Origin of the sequence: Falsiporphyromonas endometrii (assembly GCF_042654485.1) — a bacterium.
In the GTDB taxonomy this organism is placed as follows: Bacteria; Bacteroidota; Bacteroidia; order Bacteroidales; family Porphyromonadaceae; genus Porphyromonas; species Porphyromonas endometrii.
Genome location: NZ_JBHSGO010000206.1, coordinates 1 through 24082, shown reverse-complemented (window position 1 = coordinate 24082; position 24082 = coordinate 1). Strand labels below are relative to the sequence as shown.

Here is a 24082-nt window from a genome sequence, read left to right as displayed (position 1 = left end):
TTGCTCCATAACTTTAATTGTTTGATAATCATAAAGTTACAAATAATAAATCAACTAACCTACTGATATTCAATATATTAACACCTTGTATAAGATTGTTTTTCAATTAAATTTAAACAGCTTCTCAATCTTTTCTTTGAGATCTTGATAATTTGATCTCAACTGATCCTTTTCATTTTCTATCTCCTGTACTCGAGTTTCGTTTGTGCAGTATTCGAATCCGAATTGGTCATAATCGTAATATGTACTCTTTTCTTCATTTAGAGAATCGAATTGGTCAGATAGTTGGTCCATAGAAAACTCGTAGAGTATTCGAAGAGAGTTGATTAGTTTCTTGTATGTCTCTGCTATCTCACGCTCATCCAGTGCGGGATAGGCTACATGTCGATTGGTTAGTATGGTACCGTTTTCGTCAATGAAGAATCCTGTACCATTGAGGACTTGTGCATTGGCTTTGGCATCGGCTTCATCGGCTGATAAGTTGGTGAAGTTGTTATTTTCTATTCCCGTGAAATAAACTTCAATGTCGTTTACGCGGGCGCTGTAATAGTATTTATTATAAATTAATACAACGCCACTTTTTTGTTCGCTGTATAGCTCTTCAATAGTTTTTTTGTGAAACCAGGAGCAAGAAGATAGCAATGGAGCTATGCAAATGGTTAATGTGATGGCTGTTAAAAAGGAATAAGTTATTTTCATCTCAAGTCTCTATAAGTCCTTTGAAGTTGTTTTTGTTCTAATTTGTAAATTGATAGAATGAAGTTTTTCAATTCACAGTGTAAAGGTAAATACTTTTGATAAAAAGTGTGTATGCCGAGATGGGTTTTATATTTTTCTTCCCTTTGTCTTATTTATAGTGCCGGGCCATCTCCTCTATGACCTGTTTGATGTCATCTCTTATCTTTTGTGGAGAAATGACTTCTACCTGTTTGCCTTGCATAAGGATTAGTTGCAAAAACTCATAAGTATATTTTATGTCGTAAGAGAAATCACTATAATCTTTTTGAGTCTCTATTTCCTTTTGTGATGCGTGCAAAGGTAATGTGCGGATATAGTCTACCGAATCTCCGTATGCTCTTATGACAACATTGATGATTGGATCTTTGCTTGGAATGATTCCGGTGCATCCTCTGTAAAACTCATTGATATCGAAGTCCTTTTTTAAAACAAATCTCTTCTCTGTGGTTTCGATTTTTAGTATGCGATCCAGAGCATATACCAAGAATACATCCGGATCTTTATCTTTAGGAAAATTGGGATTGCTTAGGTTTTGCTCTGAATAGAAAGGACTCCTTGCAATGACATACCATCGACGTTTGACTACTTTGAGGTAGTAAGGCTCTATATCAAAAGTGTTGGGATGCTCTTTCTTAAATCCTTGATGTGTAATGGTAAGTACTTTGTTTTCTCTGATGGCTTGTAAGATCGTTGTAAGCCAAAGGTTGCCAGAAGGTATATCTTCGAACTGAATCCTGCCTTCGAGGTTTTGGTCTACCAATAGTTGATTGAGTGTGGCATAGGAGTCTACAAGCCAGCTTCTAAAGGAGTCATTTTCTAAGTCTTCGGGGCAATCTATATAATATTTGTAACCATTCTTATTGTCACATCGTATCTCTATATTGAAGATGTCAAATATGGCATCTCTGTGGTTGTGAAATGTCCTTTGCGTAAGTTGATCATCTGAGTTTAATCCACTCTCAGACCAGTAGTTTTTTATCTGATTAAATGTTAGACGTTTGTGGCGTCTTAAGAGATCCACAAGCCATACATATCTTCCGAATAAGTTTGATTTCTTTGCCATAGTCTAAAGATTTTTACGAAGTTAATTAAAATCTTATTATGAGCATATCCCCCCCAAATTGGGTGTAAAGGGTGGAGTAGCAGCCCCTTCTCTATGCAGATAAGTAGCCTACGATATTGATTATCAAACTTTAGAAGTTGATAGCGTCTTTTTTTATGATAGTTGCTTTTCCTCCAACAAGTATTTTTGTGATTTGCTTATCTTTCGATAATGTAATACTTGTTGATATTTGTGATGGTCTACCAATAGATATCCCTTGTTGGATGGTGATATCAATCTGTTTTTGATCGGGTAAAAGATTGAGTTTGTTGAGGAATGCTGTCAAGGCTCCATTTGATGTGCCGGTAGCTGCCTCTTCATCTATTCCCACTCTTGGTGCAAAGTTTCTTGTTGTGGCAAAATACTTATGCTCTTTGGCCTCCAATGAAAAGGCATGTATGCCTATGACATCATATTTTTCTGAAAGTTGTTTTATCTGATAGAAGTTTGGTCTAAGGTCGTTCAATAGTTGATAGTCTTTTATTGGCAACATGATATCTTTGAGTCCTGTCGACACAATCTCCGGGGCAAGGTCTATGTATTCTCCAAATATGTTTTTTAGAGCTACTGAGGTTAGTTGGTTGTCGAAGCATTTATTAATCTCTTCAAATGGGACCTTGCCGTGAAACGATGGCAGGGTTTGTTGCATCATAACCTTGTCATTGACAGTATATACCTCAAGAATCCCTGCTTTTGTTTCTTGTCTATAGATTCCATCTTGAATATATCCCAGGTCACTGAGGAGTTTGAATGTGGCAATAGTTGCATGGCCACAAAGATCTACCTCTTCGAGTGGTGTAAAGAATTGGACTTTGAAGTCTGCTACCTTAGATTGTGATACAAAGGCGGTCTCAGAAACGCCCACTTCTTTAGCGATTCTCTGCTTCTCTTGATTGCTTAAGTTGTCTGCATCCAATACAACTCCTGCTAAGTTGCCTCCTTTCAAAGTGTCCGAGAATGCGGTTATAAGATAGATGTTCTTGATCATAGCCATTGTAATTACTTGCTGTAATATTTTCCGCCGGGTACTTGTTGTATCATTTTGAGGTTGGCATTTCTTGCCGCTCCTATTTTGTCTGTCAATGCTGTTGATATGGCATTGGCTATGATGGCAACAAACGAAAATACACCATCATTTGAATTCATAACCTTAGTGTCGACTTTCCCAATCTCTGAGTAATCAAAAAGAGTCTCGTTGCTCTTGGCAGATCTTAGCAAATATCGGATATTGATGGATATATCGCCATTCAGTGCATCTTTGTCCCATTGCTTGATAACCGTAAATAAGACTGCATCAGCTCCCATAATGTCTCCAAATATCTTGACCGGAGCATCGAGGAATGGTTCTGCATCCGGTGCACTTTCATGTCTTAGAAAATCTAAGGAAAGCATAGGAGGAAACACATAATATCCTTTGTTGGCAAAGGGAGTCATTAGAGATGAATATATCATCTCGTCGGCTTCGACATGGTTGGTCTTATTGATCGGTGGCATAATCAGGATGGCAACAGGCTTCTCGTCATTGATTTTGGGATAATTACTTGTTGCTTTCTTTGAGATTGAGCAAGATGCTAATAGAAGCAATGTCATTAGGCCAATGACCATTCTTTTGATATTTTTATTGGCAAGGAATATCATTGCTGACCTCCTTTCTTGCTGTCATCATTGTCATATACCTCTTAAGAATCAGTTTCACAAACTTAGCACTCTCAGGATAGTATGAAATCTCCAAATTGAGCATTTTGACACCCTCTTTAACTTTTCCCTGTTTGATGAGTAAGTATCCATAATCTGCACAAATACCGGGAGGCGGAACCTTCCTTGTCCCTCCCGGTTCTTCGACCATCTTCTTATAGGTCTTGAGAAGCAGAGTTTCATATTTTTCGGTGTGGCTGGTAGAGTAGTGGTACGCAACATTGTCATATCCGTACCAAGCATAAGGCTGTGACGCAGAGCATGATGAGAATATAGCTGCAATCGCCATGGCCAAGCCTCCAATTAAGAGATTTACTTTCATTAGGGCAGTTCGATCAGTTTGGAGAATCTCGATGAAACAAAGATTGTCTTGTCAAACAAGGTCTTTCCGGACCTGTCTTTTACCACTACATCATGGCTGCCCGGATGCACTACTATGCGTTTCCCTTTTCGTACCACATGCTTCGAAGGCAACGCTTTTACTTCATAAGTATTCATATCATCCACTCTTACAACAACCTCTTTGTTTTTGTATTGGTTATCTGAAGTTACGATGATATAAGATTCGTTTTCGAGACCGGTTGTCATAGTGGCTGTTGATCCGCATGAGGAGAGGATCATTGTCAAAATCAACCCGCTTATCAGTGATGCGATATGTCTAAACTTTATTCTTATCATAAGTTATTTTGATTCTTGAATGTAATATTTCTGGATGTTGTGCTGGTCAAAGCTTCCACTAATGAGTTGTACAAATGAATATTCATTGTCCGGGTTGTCACCACCTGTCTCAGTGACTCTAATCTCGGCTACCACCTTTCCGGGAAGCTCTATCTCCATGCCGGTTTGAGGATTTTTAACCACCTTGCCATTCCGGAGTACATTGAATATGTCTCCAACTCTGATACCTTGGCTTTGTCCTCCGGCAATGATAATGCCATCTTCATCGGCGCTGAGTATATAGGTGCGCCAAGGTTTGTTGGTGCAAGTGTTGATGATGTTTTCGACGAGTTGGTCTACAGCTGCAGAGATGGCTTTGTCACTTAGGGTCGCATCATATCCGGCGCGACCACCAATACCCAAGGTTGTCTTGCTGGTCGTTTCCGCTTTGCCTTTGCCCTCTTCCGAGTATATGACCTGTCCGGTCTTGACATCCACGATCCTAACGTTTACGCCGGCTTCGACCGTTTGATTTTTTTGAGAGGTGAATACCCCTTCACTTCCTGTTGTCTTACGTCCAAATTCGGTGATAGATCCGATGATAAGATAGTCTGCTCCAATATTGTTGCCTCCATTGTTGCGTTTTATCTCTTCTTGAATCTTGTCCATATCTCCTCTTTCGAGCAAAATAAATTTGCCCGATGCAGCTATCTTGGACGAAAGGATGTCATATGCTTGCTTGGCCATCGGGTCATTCTCTTTGTCATAAAAAAGCCCCTTGCCGTACTGCGTTTCATTGGAGAAGCGTCCTATGGCAACTTTTCTTTTGAGGCCTTGTTTGATCCCTTGAGTCGTATTAAGCGATTGCTTCGGCATATTGTTTTGGGCGGTTATGCCGGTTGTCGTAAGGCTGATACCGATTGTCAGTATCAGACCCTTTAGTAATATATTCTTCATAATAACGAATGCTTTTGTATCGCTAATTTATAAATAATAGTTGATAGCAAAAGAAATGGATTGGAAACATTCAGATTGATGTTTTCCTTCAATAATGTCTTTTGGCTATTTGTAGGTATAATGATGGTCTATTAGAGAGATATTTGATATGATAGGTTGCTTTTGCACTTTTGAGTTTTAAGAAAATGTTTTGCCATATATGTCGTTTTATTATTTTTGACAGCCTTTATTTAACAAGATGATTTAATATTTATTATGACAAGTAAGAATCTACTATTAACATTATTGATTTTCTTGACGGGATTTGGAAGTCCCATATTTGGTCAAAGTAAACGAAGCTCGGTCACTTTTGATTTGGGAGGTAGCAGGGCAATTATTGGAGTCGGCTATGACTACCGTTTTACTAAAAACGTCAATAATTTTGGTATAAATGCGGGAATAGGTCTCTTTTCTATAAGTGCTTCGGGATATACCATAAACAACAAATCCGAATTAGTGGATGTCAATTCTTCTATCAGCGCACTATTGCTTCCGGTCATGGCTAACGGACTATTCGGAGGAAGGAATCATCATTTTGAGCTTGGAATAGGATTGGTGCCACTCTTTCACAGTGCAGATGCCAATTTCCACCATGATTCAAAAGAGGGACATTTTAGAGGAAACGGCCTTGGAATGAGTGGAACGTTTTTACTCGGGTATCGTTATCAGAGACCTCAAGGCGGATTTGTATTCAAAGCCGGTCTCAACCCCATGTTTAAGCTTCCCGGGATTGACAACTATATTGCGACATCTCCATTCTGGCCTTATATAAGTTTGGGGTATAGCTTTTGATGAGTTTATTTATTAAGAGAAAGCCTTTATGATTTATTATGGCTCGTTTTGATTCTCCAACTGCGGTCATATAGCTTATTATTCGCCCTAATTAGATGCCAAAATCAGCTTATAATAATTTCATAAACGCTATCTCTTTCTTTCTATCTATATATTGGGGATCAAGTTATTCTTCTTTGATATAATCATTTAGTCTCTTTTGATAAGAGGGTGGAAGGTTGTTCTTTGTCTTGAGTCCCATCTCTTTCATTTTGGCAAACTTGGATATGATGTTACCTCTGCCATCATATAATCTGTTTTTTGCCTCTGTCATCTTTTCTTGTGCTTTTGTTATCTGAGAGTTTGCGTCGTCAAAAGACTCTAAGAAGAGTCTAAACTTGTCGTACAATTTCTCGACCTCTTCCATGATGGACAAGATGTTTTTCTCTTGATTGTCTCGATCCCATAAGTTTTCTACCAGTTTGAGTGTTGATATCAGGCTGGTAGGTCCTATGATGACAATCTTCTTGCGGTATGCCTCTTCCCATAGCTCTGCATCGTTTTGCATGGCTAAGTTGTAAGCTCCCTCATTGGGGATGAAAAGCATTACAAAATCAATTTTCTTCTTAAGGTATTTGGAATAGTCTTTGTTGGCAAGTTCGACGATATGTCTCTTAACACTTTGAATGTGTTGCTTAAGGAATTCATCTTTTTGCTTTTTCTCTTGAGCATTCATATAGCCAACATAGGCCGTAATGCTGACTTTACTGTCAATGATGATAGATCTTTGGTCTGGGAAGTTGATAATCACATCGGGACGCATCTTATGGTTGTCATCACTAATGACTTTAGCTCCGCCTTCGTCTTTGATATAGGATTGTACCTCGTATCCTATATTTTTTTCAAGACCACTCTCTTCCAATATGCGTTCGAGGATTTGTTCGCCCCAGTTTCCCTGTACATTGGAGTCTCCTTTGAGGGCCTTGGTCAGGTTGTTGGCTTCGCTCCCCAGTTTTTCGCTTTGCTGGATTAGCTCCTGTATCTTATCCTCCAAAGATTTGCGTTGACCGGTTTCATCGGCATAACTTTTGATAATCTGCTCGCGGAAGTTTTTTATCTCCTCTTTGAGTGGTCGTAAGGTCTCATCACTGCTTATCTTAAGGGAGTTGCTCTTTTCTTGAAGGATACTTTGTGCCAAATCTTTAAACTGCAGCTTCATGGCTTCGTCAATGCTTTTGCACTTTTGTTCGCTTTCGATATATGCTCGTTCTGTAGACTTAAGCCGTTCTGTAAGGATATTCTTTTCGCCTTGAAGTTTTGTTTTTTCTTCCGAGAGTTCACGAATGATTTGATTGCTCTTTTCATTTTTCTTAAAGAAGAGGATCATAATCCCTATACAGGCGATAAGGGCAATGATAAGTAAGGTCAGGTTCATAATTGCAATATTCTATAATCTTATTTGCAAAGATAGTATCAGAAAGGGCTATGCCAAACATTGTTCGACATAGCCCTTTGGCATATTGTAGTGAGACCAAAAATTATTCTTTTGATCTACTATTATTTATTCTGATACTTTAGCATTGTCTGCATCGATTGTAGCCAAACTATCTTGAAGCGTTACGCTGTCTTGAGCAGCTTCGGATGACTCTACTGCTTCTTCTTGTGGAGCCATTGCAGGAGCTTCGACTTTTGCTTCTGCTGTTCCTTCAGTTGCCTTCTTGATACCTTTGTCCATACCGCTAAAGCCCATGAAAGACATTGCCAAGATACCGGCTACCAGTAGAGCTGCCGGCATACCGGTCATAGCCTTAGGCAGGGCTGTTTTGGCAAGTTGTTCACGAATACCTGCGAATGTTACCAAAGCAAGGGTAAAACCAATTGCAATAGAGATAGCATAGATTACGCCTTGAAGGAAGTTCATGTCTTTTTGGCAAACCAAGATCGCAACACCAAGCACACAGCAGTTTGTCGTGATAAGTGGGAGGAATACCCCCAATGCTTGATAGAGTGATGGAGATACCTTCTTGAGGATAATTTCCACCATCTGTACCAATGCTGCAATAATTAAGATGAATACGATGGTTTGAGCAAATTCCAATCCTTGGGGTACGAGTACATATTTATTGACAAGGAAGGTTACCATAGTAGCCAATGTCAATACGAATGTAACAGCTGCACCCATACCTATAGAAGTTTGTACCTTCTTAGATACACCCAAGAACGGACAGATACCGAGGAATTGTGAGAGTACTACGTTGTTTACGAATACTGCTCCAATAAATATTAAGATATATTCCATAATGTACTTTCTATTTTTGGGTTAGGATTATTTCTGAATTTTGTTCTTAAGTGCAATCAAATATCCCAGTACGATGAAAGCTCCCGGTGCCAAGATAAATAGAAGAGCTCCATAGTTTTCGGGGAACAATGTGAATCCGAAGATCTTACCTGTTCCAAGGATTTCTCTTATACTACCTAAAATGGTTAGACCCAGTGTAAAACCAAGTCCGATACCCACTCCGTCAAGAGCAGAATGCCATACACCTTGCTTTGCAGCTACAGCTTCAGCGCGACCAAGTACGATACAGTTTACCACAATTAGTGGAATGAAGATACCAAGGCTTGCGTAAAGTGCCGGTACATAAGCTTGCATAAGAAGCTGAAGTATTGTTACGAACCCTGCAATCACAACGATGAATGAAGGGATACGTACCATATCCGGGATAAGATTTTTGATAAGGGAGATCACAATGTTGGAGCATATAAGCACAAACATTGTTGCAACACCCATACCCAAACCATTCATTGCGGAGGAGGTTGTGGCCAAGGTAGGACACATACCCAACATAAGCACGAAGGTCGGGTTCTCTGTGATAATACCGTTGAGGATCACCGATAAACTCTTAGTCTTTGCCATAGTTATTTTCCTCCTTCATTAGATTTTGCATATTCAAATACCTCGTGAGCGCGATTTACAGCATCAAGGAATGCACGGCTACTGATGGTCGCTGCTGTGATAGCATTGACCGTACCGCCATCCTTGGTAACCTTAAGAGGCTCAGAGATGGTTACGTTCTCAAACTTTTGGAAGTCACTTGCTGATTCTTCTTGGGTCTTACCACTGTGGAACCAATCTTGCATCTTTGCTCCAAGTCCCGGAGTTTCAGCTTGCTCAAGTACCTTGTAGTTGTTGAGCTTTCCATCCTTGTCGAACCCAACCATGACAGAGATATGCCCGCTAAAACCGTTATTTGAGAAGCTCTTCACTGCGTAGCCAAGTACGTCACCGCCTTTTGTTGCCACGTAGTAAGTGATCTCTTCTCCATTGATGTTGGCTTTCTTTTCTTCCTTTTTGTCAAAGCCCGGCACAACCTCTTTGATAGCTGCCTCTTCCTGAGCCTTGTTGGTCTCAGCGATTGGCTTAAGAGTCACTTGATACATTAGACCAAGCAATGCTGATACTACCAAGCAGATACCTACTAAAGACATCAACATGTTGGGGAGTGTAGATTGTAACTTTTTCATTTCTTAGCCCCTCCAAAGCGTTTAGGTTTAATGTAAGTATTGATAAGCGGTGTAAATCCGTTCATAATCAAAATCGCAAATGACATACCTTCCGGATAAGCTCCGAATAGACGGATTGCAATGGTCAAGAATCCAATCATACAGCCATAGATGATCTGTCCCTTCTTACTCATTGGAGAAGTTACATAGTCTGTAGCCATAAAGATTGCACCAAGCATCATACCACCTGAGATGATTTGATACCATGGAGCCATATAAACATCCGGGTTGATTAGCCACATAATGCCACTGAAGATGAATGCTGTGGCGAGGATAGATACCGGAATATGCCATGTAATGATCTTTTTCCAGATCATATAAAGACCACCAAGGATCAAAGCTGCTGCTGCAACTTCACCAAGTGAACCAGCGTGCATACCGATGAAAGTATCCAATGCCTGTGGCAATTGGTCTATGCTTGCACCCGGAGTTCCATTGATCACGCCCTTGGCAATACCAAGAGGTGTAGCACCGGTAGTAGCATCTGTTTCCGAAAGAAGTGGCAGAGGTGTAGGCCAAGTGGTCATCTGTACCGGGAAAGATATAAGGAGGAATACACGTCCTACCAATGCCGGGTTGAAGATGTTGCGACCAAGACCACCAAAAGACATCTTGCCAAGTCCCATGGCTACAATTGCTCCGATGACGAGGATCCAGATAGGAAGGTTGCTCGGAACGTTGAATGCCAAAAGGACACCGGTCAAGATAGCCGATCCATCACAGATTGTATTTTTAGGTCTCTTCAGTAGATACTTAGAGATAACAAACTCTACGATGCAACATGACAATACAGAGATTGCCGTAAGCAGAATAGATTGCCATCCAAACATCCAAATTGAAACCAAAAAGGCAGGAATAAGGGCGATAAGCACCCCATACATATTCTTGCCTATACTATCACCACCATGAATGTGTGGCGAGGGGGATATAAACAATTTATTTTCCATTTGAGTGCTTATTTCTTATTACGTGAACGAATGATACCCATGACTGTAGACTTACCGATACGGATATAGTCAAGAAGTGGACGGTGTGCAGGGCAAGTAAAGCTGCATGAGCCGCACTCGATACAGTCAAATACATAATTGCTTTCGCAACCTTCCCAATCTTTGAGCATAGAGTCGCGCATCAGGAATGCAGGGTTGAGACCCATTGGACATACATCAACGCATTTTGCACAACGGATGCATGGATCCATCTCCTTACGCTTAGATTCTTCCCTACTCAATAGAAGAACACCACTTGAACCCTTTGTTACAGGAACATCGGGAGTTACGAGAGCTTTACCCATCATTGGACCACCGCCTATAATCTTACCGGTATCTTCAGGCAAACCACCTGCAGCTTCGATAAGATTTGCAATAGGGGTACCAATACGAACAAGGAAGTTAGATGGATTGGAAAGTTTCTTTCCTGTCACAGTAACGACACGTTCAAAGAGAGGCTTGTTTTTTTGTACAGCTTCATAAACTGCAAAAACTGTTCCGACGTTTTGAACAACCGCACCGGTAGAGATTGGAAGAGCTCCACTCTTAACCTGCTTGCGGATGACAGCGTCGATAAGCTGCTTCTCACCACCTTGAGGATATTTCATCTTCAAAGGTTGGATTGTAATGCCCGGATAATTTTTGGAAAGCTCGCTAAGTTTTTGGATAGCGTCCTTCTTGTTGTTTTCAATGCCGATAACGGTTCTTTTGATCTCAAGAGCCTTCATCAAAATGGTGCAACCAACAAGGATTTCTTCACTCTTGGCCATCATAAGCTGGTGGTCACTTGTCAAATATGGTTCGCACTCAACAGCGTTGATGATCAAGATCTCTGCTTTCTGTCCGGGAGGGGGTGAAAGTTTGACGTGTGTAGGGAATGTCGCACCTCCAAGACCTACCACACCGGCTTCGCTGATTTTGCCGATGATAGCCTTGGGGTCGAGTTGGCATTCGCGTACCAAATCTTCGCTACGATCGATGCTCTCTTCCCATTCGTCGCCTTCTACGTCAATAATGATGACCGGCTTCTTGTAACCACTGGCGTCGTACTGTGTATCTAACTTAGCTACTTTTCCGGAAACGGAAGAGTAGATGTTGGCTGATACAAAGCCACCGGCTTTGGCAATAAGTGTGCCGACCTTTACTTCGTCGCCCTTTGCTACCACAGCTTGAGCCGGAGCACCAATGTGCTGGCCAAGGGGTATGGCAACTTGTTTGGGCAGTGCAAGCTTCTCAATCGGCCTGCCTGCTGATAATTTATTTTCGGGTGGATGAATACCGCCCAGTCTAAACGTCTTCAACATAGACTTATGCTGTATTGATTATTTCTAAGCCAATTAGTTTTCTTTCTTCTCTTCTGCTTTTGGAGAAGGAGTCTCAGTAGGAGCCTTAGCCTGTGGAGCAGCTGCTTTCGGAGCGTCTGTCTTAGGCGCTTCAGCCTTTGGCTTGCGGGGAGGGAAGTTGAGCTCATGGATTGCATGAGTTGGACAAACTTCTACGCAAGAGCGACACAAACGGCATTTTGTCCAGTCGATGTAAGATAGGTTATTCTCAATAGTAATAGCCTCAAACTTACATTCCTTTAGACACTTCTGACAGCCGATACATGCATTGCTACATGCCTTCTTTGCCACACCGCCTTTGTCTTTGTTGACGCAGCTGACAAAGATGCGACGACTCTTAGGTCCCTTTTTGCGTAGCTCAATGATGTTGCGTGGACATGCTTTGACACAGGCGCCACAAGCCGTACACTTATCTTCATCAACAACAGGGAGCTTGGTCTCGGGATCAATGTGGATCGCACCAAAATTACATGCAGATACACAATCACCACAGCCAAGACAGCCATAGCTACAGCCTGTGTCTCCACTATATAGTGAAGAAGCAACAGCGCAACTTGTAGCACCGTCGTAGATGTTGGTACGTGGGCGTGCATCGCAATCTCCATTACAACGCACAACAGCTACCATAGGGTCTTTTGTGCCGGCTTCCATACCAAGGATAGAGGCAACCTTGCCCATAACCTCTGATCCGCCAACAGGACAAAAGAGTCCGTCAAGGTTGTCTGCCTTGCAACATGCCGCTGCAAAACCAGAACAGCCCGGATAGCCACAGCCACCGCAGTTAGCCTGAGGGAGTACCTCAGAAACTTCCCCGATTCGGGGGTCTTCTTTAACTTCGAATTTTTTCGCCGCAACAAACAGAAGCAGCGCACCGATTGCTCCGATGACTACGAGAACAATAACGATTACTAGAACAACACTCATATTTCGTCTTTTGTGTATATTTTTCTGATACTGAAATCAAACTTCTTCGCAATTTTTTTGTCTAACGCTTTCAATATAAGAAAGTAAATTGCGATGGTTCCAAAAGCCAGTAACGCCATATAAAGTTCTGACAATCCAAAACCTGACGCCGTTGTAAGTACCACAATCAGCAATATAATAGGCAAAACGAACGAGTACAAAATTGCCCACCACCCAATCGATTGACTTCCTTCAATCATGACGGTGTCTCCAATCTGTATCTCGGGATAAGATCCTTTGATCTCCATTTCCCTTTCTTTGCTATCAGAAGCAGTGCAGAGATCTTTGGCATGACATCCGGAGCAGGCGCTCATTTGTGTCATACTCACGATTACGCTCTTTGCTCGAACCTCTTTAACTTCTGCTAAGTGCTTGATAATTGACGCCATACGTGGTTTTTTTATAACGTATCATCGGTCTATTCGAGATGTCTCCTCACGATAATACGGCACAAAAGTACATAATTATAATCAATCAAGCGATAAAAAATACCTATATAGGACTATCAATTTATTGCGTACGAGTCCATAATGGTAATGAATGCTTATTGTTTGTTGTATCAATATGTTTTAATATTTGACCCATAATTGTCTGTTTGTAAATCTTGTAATTGCTAACGTATTCATATAGTTTCCCTTTTATTCGATTTGAAGCTAAAATTATTAGTCCAATATTTTCTCTCATTTTGGTCATTTGAATGAGATTACATTTGCAATCAGTGTCCCAACCGGTGCGTTGTGTGTATGTTGGTTTTTTTGTATCTTAGTAGACAGTTAGAATATAAAACCATGGAGATAATCATCTTACTTTCATTACTTTTTATTGTATGCCGACTTGGAGGAACAAACTTCCATGCAGGTAGGATATATCTCTTTGACCTGTTCCAGTTTGAATCTTATTCTATCATCAAAGACAACTATCAGATTGTTCTCAATGAATGTGCTGTGAAGCCTGTTCAAAGAGATTCTTATTTGTTAAATAGTGTTGTCTTGTTTGATGTTCAAAAAACCACTCAAACTACCTTAATTCAACTCCGAAATCTCAAATTAGAGGGTTAGGGTCATCTGACCTTCTAACCGACTTTGCCCGTTTTTATAGTACGAAACGGGCTTTCTTTATGCGCTATTTTAACAAATAAGCTCGCGCGAGAAGCAATCTGTTCTCGCGCGACTCTCGATCCGTTGTCGCGCGACCTTGACATGCAAAGTCGCGCGACTTCAAGTGCAACCTCGCGCGAGTTTAGGTTCAAGGTAGCGCGAGAATGGATTGCAAGTCGCGCGACCTTCCAAAAAAGGCAGCCTAAAAGTGATTTTTAAGTACGTGAGGGGGATATAAAGTGATGCGCTTTACATACTTTAATATATTGCTAAATTGATTAATTGCCTTCTTTTGAAATTTGTACAAAAACAACCCACGTTTTAGATCGGTAAAAGGCTGTTTTTTTGGTGTAGAATGGCTTTTTGTAATTTACATTATTTAGTGATATGGGATATTTTATTGCAAATTGTTTATAGAAAGAAGCTAAATTTATGAAGCTGTTTTCACCTAAAATGATAGTGCTTCAAACGTTTTGAGGTACTCTATGCTAAGCAAATGTCATTAGATCACTTCTGTTTGTGATGTGTACTTTGTGGAAGTTTGTGGCTGTGCAAATTCAAAAAAGTATCTTTGCAGAAGTAATAAGTGGCATTTATTTGCTTCACCAAAAAGAAATATAAGTATGGAAGGGAAAGATAAAAGTCGTGAGCCAATTTATTCACGTAGTCTCAAGGCTGGTAAGCGTCATTATTATTTTGATGCTAAAAGAGATAAATATGATAATGAATACATTGTCCTAACGGAGAGTAAACTAATTGAGGGAGTGGATGGAGAGTCAACCAAGCGTCAGAAGCTATTTCTTTATAAAGAGGATTTTCAGAAGTTTTATGATTGTTTCAAGGATGTGCTTAACTTCTTTGGGGGCGTCTCTGATGATGTAGTGGCTCCGCTCGAAGGAGAAGAGATTGTTAGAGACGAGGATCATTATATTTCGTTGGATATTGATTTTGATGGGGAGCTGGAGAAGTTAGATGATTGATTCGAGTCAGTTTGAAACAAAAAAAGCGGCCTACTACACTTTGGGATGTAAGTTGAATTTTGCAGAAACTTCTGCGATAGGAAAGTATTTGCAAGATCAAGGCGTCCTGAGAGTCAGGAGGGGGGAAAAAGCCGATGTTTGTATTGTGAATACCTGTTCTGTAACCGAGCTTGCCAACAAGAAATGTCGTTCGGCTATCAGACGGATTAAGAAGCAGCATCCAAATGCTTATATAATAGTGACGGGATGCTATGCACAGCTTAATCCGGATGATGTGTCAAAGATTGAAGGTGTGGATTTGGTCTTGGGTGCTGAGCAAAAGGGTAATTTGGAAAACTATCTTACTTTTCTTCATCAAGATCAAAGCAATGAAGTGCAAATCTTATCCGGTAAAAGCAATCAGATAAGAGAGTTTAGTCCGGCTTGTAGTAGTGATGATCGTACGCGTCACTTCCTAAAAGTGCAAGATGGTTGTGACTATTATTGTACCTACTGTACCATTCCGGCAGCGCGGGGTCGAAGTCGAAACGGTTCGATCGCTTCGCTTGTGGAGCAAGCCAAAGAGGTAGCCCGATTGGGAGGTCTTGAGATTGTACTAACCGGTGTCAATATTGGAGACTTTGGAAGAAGTACGGGGGAGACCTTTCTTGACCTTATCAAGGCTCTTGATCAGGTGGAAGGGATTGCTCGCTATCGAATCAGTTCGATTGAACCCAATCTATTAAGTGATGAGATTATTGACTTTTGTGCTTCATCAAAGCGGTTTGCACCACATTTTCATATTCCATTGCAGTCGGGTAGTGATGCTGTTTTGAAACTGATGCATAGACGATATGACACTGCCTTGTTTAGGGAGAGAGTTGAGCATATTAAGCGTGTGATGCCGAATTGTTTTATTGGAATAGATGTCATTGTTGGAACGCGTGGTGAAACTCCGGAGTATTTTGAAGAATGCTATGAGTTTTTGAAATCACTTCCATTTTCGGCTTTACATGTCTTTTCATATAGCGAACGACCCGGTACGGCTGCGCTAAAAATTCCTTATATAGTGGATCCTCGCGAAAAACATCGTCGCAGTGAACGCTTGTTGAGTTTGTCAGAGTCCAAATTGGAGCATTTTATGTCTTCAGCTACTGATATTAGTCACAAAGTTCTCTGGGAAAACGCCTCCACTCATGATGGTTTGATGGAGGGGTATACTGAAAATTATCTTCGCTGTGCTGCTCCTTATCGCAAAGAGGCTCTTGGTAACATCGAATTGTTTACGCCTACATCATTTGATTCTGAACATATGCTTTTGGTTGATGATTCGGCTCGAATGATACTTTCTAAATAACATATTTATGAACTTGGTTTATTACATCATCAAGATCCCTATAGCAATCCTAAGTTGGATGCCTTTTGCCTTGTTGCATTTCTTTGCAGATATACTGGCTTGGATAGGGTACTATATAATAAGGTATAGGCGTAAGGTCGTTAGGACGAATATGCAGAATGCTTTTCCTGAGGCTTCTCTCAGTCAGATCAAATCATATGAGAAGCGATTTTACAGACACTTCTGCAGACAGATATTCGATTCATTCAAGCTGATGTCTTTCTCTAAAAAAACAGCTGCTTCACATATCTCTTTTGAAGGACTGGATGTTTTGGAAGATTTGAGAAAAGAAGGTGCTGACGTTGTATTCCTTATGATGGGACATTATGGCAATTGGGAGTATTTTACAGCAGCACCTCTGATGATCAATTCGATAGGATTTGATTTGCATCAGATATATCGTCCACTTAAAAGTAAACCGGTGGATAGGTTGATGAAAAATCTTCGAGAACGTTTTGGCGCATACTGTATAGCCAAAGAAGATGTCGGTAGAAGTGTGGTCTCGTTGTATCGACATCCTATTAATCAAGGGCGTACGGCTCTTGTTGTATTTATTGCAGATCAAACACCATCCGTAAATAACATTCATTATTTTACCAACTTCTTAAATCAGCCGTCGGCATTCTTTACCGGGGCTGAGAGAATTGCTGCAAAATTGGATATACCCATTGTGTTTATGGATGTTATAAGAGAAGATGATACCCATTATAAAGGTGTCATATCTCTTTTGTCGAGACATCCCAATGACGAGAAGCCCGGAGCTGTTACCGAGAGGTATGCCGCATTGATGGATCAGACCATTAGAAGAGATCCACCATATTGGTTGTGGTCTCATAAGAGGTGGAAGCATAAGATCGAAAACTTTCCAAATGTGGACAGGTCGGATTCTCTAAAGTGATGGTTAAATAGTTTGCTGTATGCATTGTGCCGTTATTATACTCAATTGGAATGGAGCAGAACTTCTTCGTAAGTATCTGCCTCATTTGATTTGTCATACCTCATATCCTCATGTTAGGCTAATTGTTGCTGACAATGGCTCTACGGACGATTCGTTAGATGTCTTGGAGCGTGAGTTTCCTCAAATAGAGGTCATTCCCTTTGAGAAAAACTATGGGTTCGCTGAAGGATACAATAGGGCTATATCTATGGTTGATGAGCCGATCATTTGCCTGCTCAATAGCGATGTGCGTGTTGCTCCCAAGTGGATAGAGCATCCATTGGAAGCTATGTCTGAAGATCGAAATATTGCAGCCCTTCAACCTAAGATCAGGTGGGATCGAGATCCTAAAATGTTTGAGTATGCCGGGGGTGCGGGAGGTATGCTTGATCGTTATGGCTATCCCTTTTGTCGTGGAAGGGTCTTTGATACCTTGGAAGAGGACAGAGGTCAGTATGATGCATCTCAGATTTTGCCTGTTCTGTGGGCTTCTGGTGCCGCCTTGTTTGTAAGAAGAGAGATCTATTTGGCATTAGGCGGCTTGGATAAGCGTTTTTTTGCACATCAAGAGGAGATAGATTTGTGCTGGAGAATGAATGCCGGAGGCTATTTTGTCGGAGTGGATACAGAGAGTGTCGTTTATCATTACGGAGGTGCAAGTCTGGATATGGCTCATCCCAAAAAGACCTACCTTAACTTTAGAAACAACTTGCTGTTGCTATATAAAAATCTGGTGTCTGATCGCTATTCGTCTGTGATGAGAATGAGGTTTGTTCTCGATATGATTTCGATGGTACAGTTTGCTTTGACCGGTAAGGTGGCCCATGCCAAAGCCGTATACAAAGCTCGAAAAGATTTTAAGCGTATGAAGTCTGATTTTGCTGTGGATAGAGAAGAAAACCTCAGGCGTACAGTCAATACCTCTCCACAAGGAATAAGAACTTATAGTATTGTGTGGAGATACTTTGTTGGAAGGAAGAAGACCTTTTCAGAACTCGAGAGGTAGAGCCTTTTTAAGAATAATCACAAATCTGTTTTTAGAGGTAGGATGATTCTGAATGTTGTCCCCTTGCCAATTTCTGATGCGAGGACAAAGATTTTCCCGTTGTGATACTCTTCAATAATGCGCTTGGCAAGCGATAGCCCTAAGCCCCAGCCTCTCTTTTTGGTGGTATATCCCGGTCTGAATACACTCTTAAACTGGCCCTTTTCGAGACCTTTGCCACTATCAGAGATGTCAAGCAGCATATTCTTCCCTTTGATACTTAGACGAATCTCGATGTGACCTTTGCCTTGCATGGCATCTACAGCATTCTTGATTAGATTTTCTATTACCCAACTCAGAAGGGTGTCTGCTCCCATGATATTGATAGGCGTGTCGGGTAAATGGCTGCTTAATGAGACATGCCCGGAAATTCTGGGCTCCATATAACTTATGGATTGCTTGATAAGTTCTTGCATATTGATAGGGGCGAGCGTTTGGATAGAGCCAATCTTCTGAAAACGATCTGCAATCATTTTGAGCCTTTGTGTGTCTTTCTCAATCTCTCCTATTATTTCATCGTTACACATACCGCTGCGGAGAATCTCAACCCATGCCATTAGAGAAGAAATGGGCGTGCCAAGTTGATGTGCCGTCTCTTTAGACAGACCTGCCCAAATACGATTTTGCTCCGATCTTTTGGTGGCAAGCACGGCCCATATAGCAACTAAGATAAAGATTATCATTACAGCTATTTGTACATAGGGGAAAAGAAGGATATGCCTTAATGTACTCGAGTCAGAGTAATATAGATACTGCATCCCTGCAGAACCCATATCAATGGTGATGGGTTCGTACCCATCTTTGAATGAATGTAGCTTATCTTGAAGCAGAATCAATGAGTCGCGAGAGCCAATTTCAATGTTGTTGAAGCTCACAATCGAATCATTTTCATTGCATAAGATTGCCGGAATCGTCTTGTTGGATTCCATAACTTTAAGCACCAAATCAATGCTGTTGGGCTCTCCATTGTCATCCGATGCAAGCAATCGGGCAGACATAGCCCATATTTCCATCTTTTGTCGCTCTTCGTGAGCTATATTTTCAACTAATTTGCTTGAAACAAAAAGAGAGGTGCCAACAATGGCTGCCGCTACGACAATGAAGATTATCTGTGTCAGTAACCGATTGTCAATATATCTATGCTTGAATATACCCATTGATTATATTTGTGAACCTTAATCTCCAAATATGATGAAGCCTTTGTGCTTAGCCTCTGAAAATTTCTAAAGTCCGTTTGTGTGCAAGCTGCTTGATCTCTTCGGTAAGGCTGTTTTTGAACGTTAGAAGAATAATCTCAGCTACTGCCAAATCGTCGGTAAAGCCTACGAAAGGAACGATAAAGTCCGGGATCAAATCAATTGGAGAAATAAAATATCCCATGGCGGCGACCAGCAGGATTTTCTTTTGAGTCGGGACATGATCCGACTGGAACAAATAGTATATCTGAAGAAACTTCTCACAAGCTTTCTTTCCAATCTTGCCGATTGCTTTCTTTATGGCACTAAAGAACCGGTTCTCTTTGTAATAGTGCGAATACATAGCTAAGTCTGACAATAAGATTGGTGTATTGATACCTTTAACCTTGAAATGTGTATGTCTTTGTTGCATCATAAAGAATGTATTTATGCCTCTAAGTTAAGTGCAATTTGTGATTTCTTCAAACAACCTTTTGTTGAACTTTTAGGATTTGTGATTGTTATATATAAAAGTGTGTTGAGGCATAGGGTTGTTGGTGCCTTTTTATTACAGCAACCGACTGGTTTTATATGCGATGGTGTATATCGTTTATTGATATGCATAAAGTAAACCGAATACCTTAGAAATATATAAGTAATAGATTTAGTCTATCACTTGAATAATTTTGTCTATTGCAAAGAGTTGTCATTCCATCTACATTTGTCGCCGATGATCTGAAGACAAATTACCAAAGTGTTATTTGAATTTTTGTGTCAGTTAGGTCGGGGCATTTCGACTAATACCTCTTTATCTATTCTATAGAGTGTTGCTCCTTGGTACCAAACAGACTGAAAATTCTTTTGGCAGCTCCCGAAGTATAATCTAATTCTCTTAGGAGTCTGATTTGCTTCAAATAGGGTGATTATTAGGAGATGTTTATTATCTCTAATATCTTCAATTAGATGGTTTTATCCTATAAATTTAAAGACAATGGATAGTTCGCAATTTAAAAACAACCTTATTAATATCCAGGACAATATGAGAAGTCTGGCTATTTCATTGACTTCAAATGTTGATGATGCCGAGGATTTAGTTCAAGAGACATCTCTCAGGGTTTTGAATAACAAGGAGAAATTTAAGGACAATGTTAATTTCAAGGGTTGGGTCTTGACTGTGATGAGGAATATGTTTATCAACAATTATCATCGCGTGGTTAGATCTCAAACCATTATAGATGCGAACGCAGACCCTTACAATCAATTGGTATTGGATGATGGAACTCTTCCTACTCCCGATTCATCAATGGATTACAAGGAAATATCAAAAGCTATCGATTTGTTGCCGGAAGCAATGCGTATTCCTTTTACTATGTATGTAAGTGGATACAAATACAACGAGATATCTGATGCACTTGATCTACCGTTAGGCACAGTGAAAAGTAGAATTTTCTTCGCAAGAAAAGAGCTTCAAGAGAAATTGAAAAACTTTCTTTAAGAAATTGTAGTAGATATAAATATCAAGTCGGAGCCTGGTTTTAATGACTGGTTCCGACTTTGTTATATAAGGGGGAAAAATATAGCCTCTCGATAATGACCTGTTCACATGTAGAATATGACCAGGCCACAATTTGTTTGAGACGTGGACAAATGTTACATAAGTGATCTCATTGCTTTGATGTGCCAAAAGTACGAAAGTACCTTTATGGTATTAACATTTGTTTTGAAAGATATTGAAAAGTCGAAAGATTCTATATCTTTGTGTCAATAACAAATGTGAGGAGGGGACGTCGAGATTAAGGCTGAGGAAAGCTATTGTTGATAGGTATCTTTCTGTAGTATTGATAATCGCATCCGATGGTTCCGTGCATTTCTGTTGATGTGACATTTTCAAATAATAATACGATGAATCATTTAGTTAGCATTGATCAATTAAGTCAGACCGAACTTGAAGAAATTCTGGATAAAGCAAGGCTTTTTGAGGAGCAACCCAACCGAGATTTGCTTAAGAATAAGGTCGTGGCAACGCTCTTCTTCGAGCCCTCTACCCGTACTCGTTTAAGTTTTGAGACTGCCGTAAATAGGCTTGGAGGAAGGGTTATCGGATTTTCTGATGCGAAGTCTTCGAGCACTTCCAAGGGAGAGAGTCTCAAGGATACCATTTCGATGGTGTCAAATTATGCTGATCTTATCGTGATGAGACACTTTTTGGAAGGGGCTGCATTGTATGCTTCCGAACTAAATAGAGTGCCAATTGTCAATGCCGGTGATGGGGCTAATCAGCATCCCTCTCAGACTTTGCTTGATTTGTATTCTATTCGTAAGACCCAAGGCACTTTGTATGATCGCACCGTTGTAATGGTCGGTGATTTGAAGTATGGTCGTACGGTCCATTCTTTGATTTCCGGTTTGTCTAATTATAGACCGAGATTCATTTTTGTAGCACCGGAAGAGCTGGCTCTTCCTGAAGAGTACAAAGAGTATTGCCGTTCACATCATTTGCCATTTGAGGAAACTTCGGACTTTTCTTCTGAAGTAATAGCCGAGGCAGATATTCTTTATATGACAAGGGTGCAACGTGAGCGCTTTGTTGATATGGAGGAGTATGAGAGAGTAAAGGATGTGTATCGACTGACTGCAGATATGCTTTCTCCGGCCAAAGAACATATGAAAATATTGCATCCGTTGCCCAGAGTAAACGAGATCTCTACCGATGTGGACGATACTAAGTTTGCATATTTTGTGCAACAAGCGGGTAATGGGCTTTTTGTAAGACAGAGTATAATCTGTCATGTATTGGGTATTGACGTTAAATAAATTCATCAAGATGAATAAAGAAAAGTTGTTGGTTGCTGCTATTGAAAACGGCACCGTTATAGATCATATTCCGACAAATAAGTTATTTAAGGTTGCAGCTATATTGGGACTTGAAGAGATGTCTTCACCAATAACGCTCGGAAACAATTTTCCAAGTATCAAACAAGGTAAGAAAGGTGTTATCAAAATCTCTGATAGATTCTTTAGTGAAGAGGAATTGAGTCGCATTGCTATCTTGGCTCCCAATGTGAGACTTAATGTCATCAAAAATTATGAAGTTGTTGAGAAGAGAGCGATTGCTGTCCCCGAAGAGATCATAGGATTGGTAAAATGTCCAAACCCTAAATGTATCACTAACAATGAGCCAATGAAAACTCATTTCTATGTTGTAGATGACAAAGAAGAGGTGATAAGATGTAAGTATTGTGGACGAAAGATCAGCCCGACACAGATTGAACTGCTTTGATAAATTCAATTCTTTCCATTTTGTGCTGTTTTTCTGAACAACGACAGTTGTAAAGTATAATAACCAAGCCCCTTTTAGATGTTGTGGTATTTCTCGTCATCTAAAAGGGGCTTCGGTTACAATGGTGATGAGGTATTCGCTTGGATAAAATGCTGATTTATGACTCAGTCTTGCAGGTGTTTTTGTCGGACAGCCGACTTTAGAATCATAAGGGGCTTATCTTTCAAAATTGATATATGCATAAATAAGGTGTTGGGGAGACTTCAATATGACCTTATCTACCTTAATTGGATAGCAATGTTGCCTTTTTTCACATCTTGACATGTATGATTTGTCCAATTTGGAGATTTCGGTGATAAAGGTAACATTATAACAACAGCAATATTTCTAATTATTCCCGGTAAAAGTTTTGGCTGCCCATCAAAGTTGGATTTCATATAAACAGCCTCACGATTGCTCTCTAACCAAACGGAATTACCTATTCTGTGATATTAGCCTGTTAATCATGCTTAGTTTTTGTCAGACAGCCTACCTTTCAACACATTCACAGAAAGAAAAAGCATCCATTTAGGCAACCCCCTTGCCCCATAAGACATTCGTGTGGATCAAGTGCTGATTTGTTACTCAATCTTGAAGGTGTTTTTGTCGGACAGCCGACTTTAGGATCAAAAAGGGAGCTTATCTTTAAAAATTGAGATACTCATCCCCATAAATAAAGTAGGGATACTTCAATATGACCTTATCTACCTTTATACAACAGCAATAATTTCTAATCAAGGAATATTACTTATCATGTGTGCTTAGTCTATAATCTCACTTAGTTTTGGACGACTTGTTTTTTCATGTATTCCGACAAAGAATACTTCCATAAAGCCAAACTCTTCTTCGCATAAGGCATCTTCCTATGTCAAAGAGTTGATTTCACTCTTAATCTTTAATGTGTTTTCAGTTTAGCTCATATTACTTCTCAAAAGAGATCTTGTTTTTCAAGATAAAATGCCGGCTGCATAAACACAATGGTTGAGGGCTTCTTGATATGACCTATTCAACATTTTCTCAATTAGTAATAAAAAAAGTAGTTCTTAACGAGGGGCATTAAATATGCCTTTTAATGGCTAATCGTGCGTTGTTACGGCTTTACGGGAAAATTTGATGACTTTGTTTAAAGGATTTGTTGGTGAGTATCAGTTTTGAGTATGAGAGAAAAACATACTTGTAAGTAACTTGAGTTGAATACCGAAATCAACAAAACGATACTGTCCCGAAAAAGTGTGTAAGACTCAAGACTGTTATCTTTGAAAAAAACAAAATAAAACGATAAACCGTATGAATCTTACACGAGTACAAATTAAAGAAATTATTTCGAATTGTCTGTCAG

General features: G+C 40.2%; 25 protein-coding genes and 1 pseudogene. 9 read left to right on the top strand and 17 right to left on the bottom strand.

What is annotated here, in order from left to right:
* Positions 1-102: 102 nt before the first annotated feature.
* The 7 genes from ACFO3G_RS08135 to ACFO3G_RS08105 form a co-directional block, all read right to left on the bottom strand.
* Positions 103-699, bottom strand: a complete 597-nt coding sequence (locus tag ACFO3G_RS08135) for a hypothetical protein (protein WP_380079749.1) — start codon at positions 697-699, stop codon at positions 103-105.
* Positions 700-847: 148 nt separating this feature from the next.
* Entirely contained in the window at positions 848-1801 is a 954-nt protein-coding gene (locus ACFO3G_RS08130) for a helix-turn-helix transcriptional regulator (RefSeq protein ID WP_380079747.1), read from the bottom strand.
* A 130-nt stretch (positions 1802-1931) separates the two neighbouring features.
* Entirely contained in the window at positions 1932-2828 is an 897-nt protein-coding gene (locus ACFO3G_RS08125) for a PhzF family phenazine biosynthesis protein (protein WP_380079745.1), read from the bottom strand.
* Positions 2829-2839: 11 nt separating this feature from the next.
* Positions 2840-3478, bottom strand: coding sequence for a GNA1162 family protein (locus ACFO3G_RS08120; RefSeq protein WP_380079743.1), 639 nt, complete (start codon positions 3476-3478; stop codon positions 2840-2842).
* The gene (locus ACFO3G_RS08115; protein ID WP_380079741.1) at positions 3459-3857 is read right to left on the bottom strand and encodes a DUF4810 domain-containing protein; all 399 of its coding nucleotides are present in this window, start codon (positions 3855-3857) and stop codon (positions 3459-3461) included. The genes ACFO3G_RS08120 and ACFO3G_RS08115 overlap by 20 nt, the downstream gene beginning before the upstream one ends.
* Entirely contained in the window at positions 3857-4213 is a 357-nt protein-coding gene (locus tag ACFO3G_RS08110; RefSeq protein WP_380079739.1) for a hypothetical protein, read from the bottom strand. Before ACFO3G_RS08110 ends, ACFO3G_RS08115 begins: the two co-directional genes overlap by 1 nt.
* Positions 4214-4216: 3 nt before the next feature.
* Positions 4217-5149 carry a CsgG/HfaB family protein gene (locus tag ACFO3G_RS08105; RefSeq protein WP_380079737.1) on the bottom strand — a complete coding sequence of 311 codons (933 nt, stop codon included), beginning with the start codon at positions 5147-5149 and terminating at the stop codon, positions 4217-4219.
* Positions 5150-5404: 255 nt separating this feature from the next.
* Between ACFO3G_RS08105 and ACFO3G_RS08100 the strand changes: the two genes are divergently transcribed.
* Positions 5405-5980 (top strand): hypothetical protein, encoded by a 576-nt coding sequence (locus tag ACFO3G_RS08100; protein ID WP_380079735.1) that lies wholly within the window; start codon positions 5405-5407, stop codon positions 5978-5980.
* 166 nt (positions 5981-6146) lie between these two features.
* Here ACFO3G_RS08100 and ACFO3G_RS08095 read toward each other — a convergent pair whose 3' ends face one another.
* From ACFO3G_RS08095 to ACFO3G_RS08060, 8 genes and pseudogenes are all read right to left on the bottom strand, one after another.
* Positions 6147-7394, bottom strand: coding sequence for a DNA recombination protein RmuC (locus tag ACFO3G_RS08095; RefSeq protein ID WP_380079733.1), 1248 nt, complete (start codon positions 7392-7394; stop codon positions 6147-6149).
* A 297-nt stretch (positions 7395-7691) separates the two neighbouring features.
* Positions 7692-8258 (bottom strand): annotated as a pseudogene (locus ACFO3G_RS08090) (electron transport complex protein RnfA); the annotation flags it as partial.
* Between the two features lie 27 nt (positions 8259-8285).
* Positions 8286-8876 carry an RnfABCDGE type electron transport complex subunit E gene (locus ACFO3G_RS08085; protein ID WP_380079731.1) on the bottom strand — a complete coding sequence of 197 codons (591 nt, stop codon included), beginning with the start codon at positions 8874-8876 and terminating at the stop codon, positions 8286-8288.
* Positions 8877-8878: 2 nt separating this feature from the next.
* Positions 8879-9484 (bottom strand): RnfABCDGE type electron transport complex subunit G, encoded by a 606-nt coding sequence (locus ACFO3G_RS08080; RefSeq protein ID WP_380079729.1) that lies wholly within the window; start codon positions 9482-9484, stop codon positions 8879-8881.
* The gene (locus ACFO3G_RS08075) at positions 9481-10470 is read right to left on the bottom strand and encodes an RnfABCDGE type electron transport complex subunit D (protein WP_380079727.1); all 990 of its coding nucleotides are present in this window, start codon (positions 10468-10470) and stop codon (positions 9481-9483) included. The genes ACFO3G_RS08080 and ACFO3G_RS08075 overlap by 4 nt, the downstream gene beginning before the upstream one ends.
* Positions 10471-10478: 8 nt before the next feature.
* Positions 10479-11813 carry an electron transport complex subunit RsxC gene (rsxC, locus tag ACFO3G_RS08070; RefSeq protein ID WP_380079725.1) on the bottom strand — a complete coding sequence of 445 codons (1335 nt, stop codon included), beginning with the start codon at positions 11811-11813 and terminating at the stop codon, positions 10479-10481.
* 33 nt (positions 11814-11846) lie between these two features.
* Complete coding sequence (locus tag ACFO3G_RS08065) at positions 11847-12776, bottom strand: Fe-S cluster domain-containing protein (RefSeq protein WP_380079723.1); 930 nt, start codon at positions 12774-12776, stop codon at positions 11847-11849.
* The gene (locus ACFO3G_RS08060; RefSeq protein ID WP_380079721.1) at positions 12773-13204 is read right to left on the bottom strand and encodes a SoxR reducing system RseC family protein; all 432 of its coding nucleotides are present in this window, start codon (positions 13202-13204) and stop codon (positions 12773-12775) included. The genes ACFO3G_RS08065 and ACFO3G_RS08060 overlap by 4 nt, the downstream gene beginning before the upstream one ends.
* Before the next feature lie 399 nt (positions 13205-13603).
* On the opposite strand from ACFO3G_RS08060, the gene ACFO3G_RS08055 reads away from it, so the two are divergent.
* The 5 genes from ACFO3G_RS08055 (at position 13604) to ACFO3G_RS08035 (ending at position 18210) form a co-directional block, all read left to right on the top strand.
* Positions 13604-13873, top strand: coding sequence for a hypothetical protein (locus ACFO3G_RS08055; protein WP_380079719.1), 270 nt, complete (start codon positions 13604-13606; stop codon positions 13871-13873).
* Positions 13874-14535: 662 nt separating this feature from the next.
* The gene (locus ACFO3G_RS08050) at positions 14536-14892 is read left to right on the top strand and encodes a DUF3276 family protein (protein ID WP_380079717.1); all 357 of its coding nucleotides are present in this window, start codon (positions 14536-14538) and stop codon (positions 14890-14892) included.
* Positions 14885-16228, top strand: a complete 1344-nt coding sequence (mtaB, locus tag ACFO3G_RS08045) for a tRNA (N(6)-L-threonylcarbamoyladenosine(37)-C(2))-methylthiotransferase MtaB (protein ID WP_380079715.1) — start codon at positions 14885-14887, stop codon at positions 16226-16228. The genes ACFO3G_RS08050 and mtaB overlap by 8 nt, the downstream gene beginning before the upstream one ends.
* 7 nt (positions 16229-16235) lie before the next feature.
* Entirely contained in the window at positions 16236-17165 is a 930-nt protein-coding gene (locus ACFO3G_RS08040) for a lysophospholipid acyltransferase family protein (protein ID WP_380079713.1), read from the top strand.
* 19 nt (positions 17166-17184) lie between these two features.
* Complete coding sequence (locus ACFO3G_RS08035; RefSeq protein WP_380079711.1) at positions 17185-18210, top strand: glycosyltransferase family 2 protein; 1026 nt, start codon at positions 17185-17187, stop codon at positions 18208-18210.
* Positions 18211-18227: 17 nt separating this feature from the next.
* Here the strand turns inward: ACFO3G_RS08035 and ACFO3G_RS08030 are convergent, their stop codons facing one another.
* Entirely contained in the window at positions 18228-19406 is a 1179-nt protein-coding gene (locus tag ACFO3G_RS08030) for a sensor histidine kinase (protein ID WP_380079709.1), read from the bottom strand.
* 49 nt (positions 19407-19455) lie between these two features.
* Positions 19456-19860: a YkvA family protein gene (locus tag ACFO3G_RS08025; protein ID WP_380079707.1), complete on the bottom strand. Its 405-nt coding sequence runs from the start codon at positions 19858-19860 to the stop codon at positions 19456-19458.
* A 555-nt stretch (positions 19861-20415) separates the two neighbouring features.
* Between ACFO3G_RS08025 and ACFO3G_RS08020 the strand changes: the two genes are divergently transcribed.
* The 3 genes from ACFO3G_RS08020 to pyrI all read left to right on the top strand — a co-directional run bounded on the left by ACFO3G_RS08020 (position 20416) and on the right by pyrI (position 22704).
* Positions 20416-20919: an RNA polymerase sigma factor gene (locus ACFO3G_RS08020; protein ID WP_380079705.1), complete on the top strand. Its 504-nt coding sequence runs from the start codon at positions 20416-20418 to the stop codon at positions 20917-20919.
* Positions 20920-21326: 407 nt separating this feature from the next.
* On the top strand, positions 21327-22238 hold the full coding sequence (gene pyrB, locus ACFO3G_RS08015; protein ID WP_380079703.1) for an aspartate carbamoyltransferase: 912 nt from the start codon (positions 21327-21329) through the stop codon (positions 22236-22238).
* Between the two features lie 10 nt (positions 22239-22248).
* The gene (pyrI, locus tag ACFO3G_RS08010; protein ID WP_380079701.1) at positions 22249-22704 is read left to right on the top strand and encodes an aspartate carbamoyltransferase regulatory subunit; all 456 of its coding nucleotides are present in this window, start codon (positions 22249-22251) and stop codon (positions 22702-22704) included.
* Positions 22705-24082: the final 1378 nt, after the last annotated feature.

What these genes read in the sequence shown, in the direction of transcription:
- ACFO3G_RS08030 (WP_380079709.1), bottom strand. Translation starts at nt 19,406, where the DNA reads ATGGGTATATTCAAGCATAGATATATTGACAATCGGTTACTGACACAG.
- ACFO3G_RS08135 (WP_380079749.1), bottom strand. Translation starts at nt 699, where the DNA reads ATGAAAATAACTTATTCCTTTTTAACAGCCATCACATTAACCATTTGC.
- mtaB (WP_380079715.1), top strand. Translation starts at nt 14,885, where the DNA reads ATGATTGATTCGAGTCAGTTTGAAACAAAAAAAGCGGCCTACTACACT.
- ACFO3G_RS08085 (WP_380079731.1), bottom strand. Translation starts at nt 8,876, where the DNA reads ATGGCAAAGACTAAGAGTTTATCGGTGATCCTCAACGGTATTATCACA.
- ACFO3G_RS08065 (WP_380079723.1), bottom strand. Translation starts at nt 12,776, where the DNA reads ATGAGTGTTGTTCTAGTAATCGTTATTGTTCTCGTAGTCATCGGAGCA.
- ACFO3G_RS08110 (WP_380079739.1), bottom strand. Translation starts at nt 4,213, where the DNA reads ATGATAAGAATAAAGTTTAGACATATCGCATCACTGATAAGCGGGTTG.
- ACFO3G_RS08080 (WP_380079729.1), bottom strand. Translation starts at nt 9,484, where the DNA reads ATGAAAAAGTTACAATCTACACTCCCCAACATGTTGATGTCTTTAGTA.
- ACFO3G_RS08075 (WP_380079727.1), bottom strand. Translation starts at nt 10,470, where the DNA reads ATGGAAAATAAATTGTTTATATCCCCCTCGCCACACATTCATGGTGGT.
- ACFO3G_RS08125 (WP_380079745.1), bottom strand. Translation starts at nt 2,828, where the DNA reads ATGATCAAGAACATCTATCTTATAACCGCATTCTCGGACACTTTGAAA.
- ACFO3G_RS08115 (WP_380079741.1), bottom strand. Translation starts at nt 3,857, where the DNA reads ATGAAAGTAAATCTCTTAATTGGAGGCTTGGCCATGGCGATTGCAGCT.
- ACFO3G_RS08120 (WP_380079743.1), bottom strand. Translation starts at nt 3,478, where the DNA reads ATGATATTCCTTGCCAATAAAAATATCAAAAGAATGGTCATTGGCCTA.
- ACFO3G_RS08130 (WP_380079747.1), bottom strand. Translation starts at nt 1,801, where the DNA reads ATGGCAAAGAAATCAAACTTATTCGGAAGATATGTATGGCTTGTGGAT.
- ACFO3G_RS08025 (WP_380079707.1), bottom strand. Translation starts at nt 19,860, where the DNA reads ATGATGCAACAAAGACATACACATTTCAAGGTTAAAGGTATCAATACA.
- ACFO3G_RS08095 (WP_380079733.1), bottom strand. Translation starts at nt 7,394, where the DNA reads ATGAACCTGACCTTACTTATCATTGCCCTTATCGCCTGTATAGGGATT.
- ACFO3G_RS08060 (WP_380079721.1), bottom strand. Translation starts at nt 13,204, where the DNA reads ATGGCGTCAATTATCAAGCACTTAGCAGAAGTTAAAGAGGTTCGAGCA.
- rsxC (WP_380079725.1), bottom strand. Translation starts at nt 11,813, where the DNA reads ATGTTGAAGACGTTTAGACTGGGCGGTATTCATCCACCCGAAAATAAA.
- ACFO3G_RS08035 (WP_380079711.1), top strand. Translation starts at nt 17,185, where the DNA reads ATGCATTGTGCCGTTATTATACTCAATTGGAATGGAGCAGAACTTCTT.
- ACFO3G_RS08100 (WP_380079735.1), top strand. Translation starts at nt 5,405, where the DNA reads ATGACAAGTAAGAATCTACTATTAACATTATTGATTTTCTTGACGGGA.
- pyrI (WP_380079701.1), top strand. Translation starts at nt 22,249, where the DNA reads ATGAATAAAGAAAAGTTGTTGGTTGCTGCTATTGAAAACGGCACCGTT.
- ACFO3G_RS08105 (WP_380079737.1), bottom strand. Translation starts at nt 5,149, where the DNA reads ATGAAGAATATATTACTAAAGGGTCTGATACTGACAATCGGTATCAGC.
- ACFO3G_RS08055 (WP_380079719.1), top strand. Translation starts at nt 13,604, where the DNA reads ATGGAGATAATCATCTTACTTTCATTACTTTTTATTGTATGCCGACTT.
- ACFO3G_RS08040 (WP_380079713.1), top strand. Translation starts at nt 16,236, where the DNA reads ATGAACTTGGTTTATTACATCATCAAGATCCCTATAGCAATCCTAAGT.
- pyrB (WP_380079703.1), top strand. Translation starts at nt 21,327, where the DNA reads ATGAATCATTTAGTTAGCATTGATCAATTAAGTCAGACCGAACTTGAA.
- ACFO3G_RS08020 (WP_380079705.1), top strand. Translation starts at nt 20,416, where the DNA reads ATGGATAGTTCGCAATTTAAAAACAACCTTATTAATATCCAGGACAAT.
- ACFO3G_RS08050 (WP_380079717.1), top strand. Translation starts at nt 14,536, where the DNA reads ATGGAAGGGAAAGATAAAAGTCGTGAGCCAATTTATTCACGTAGTCTC.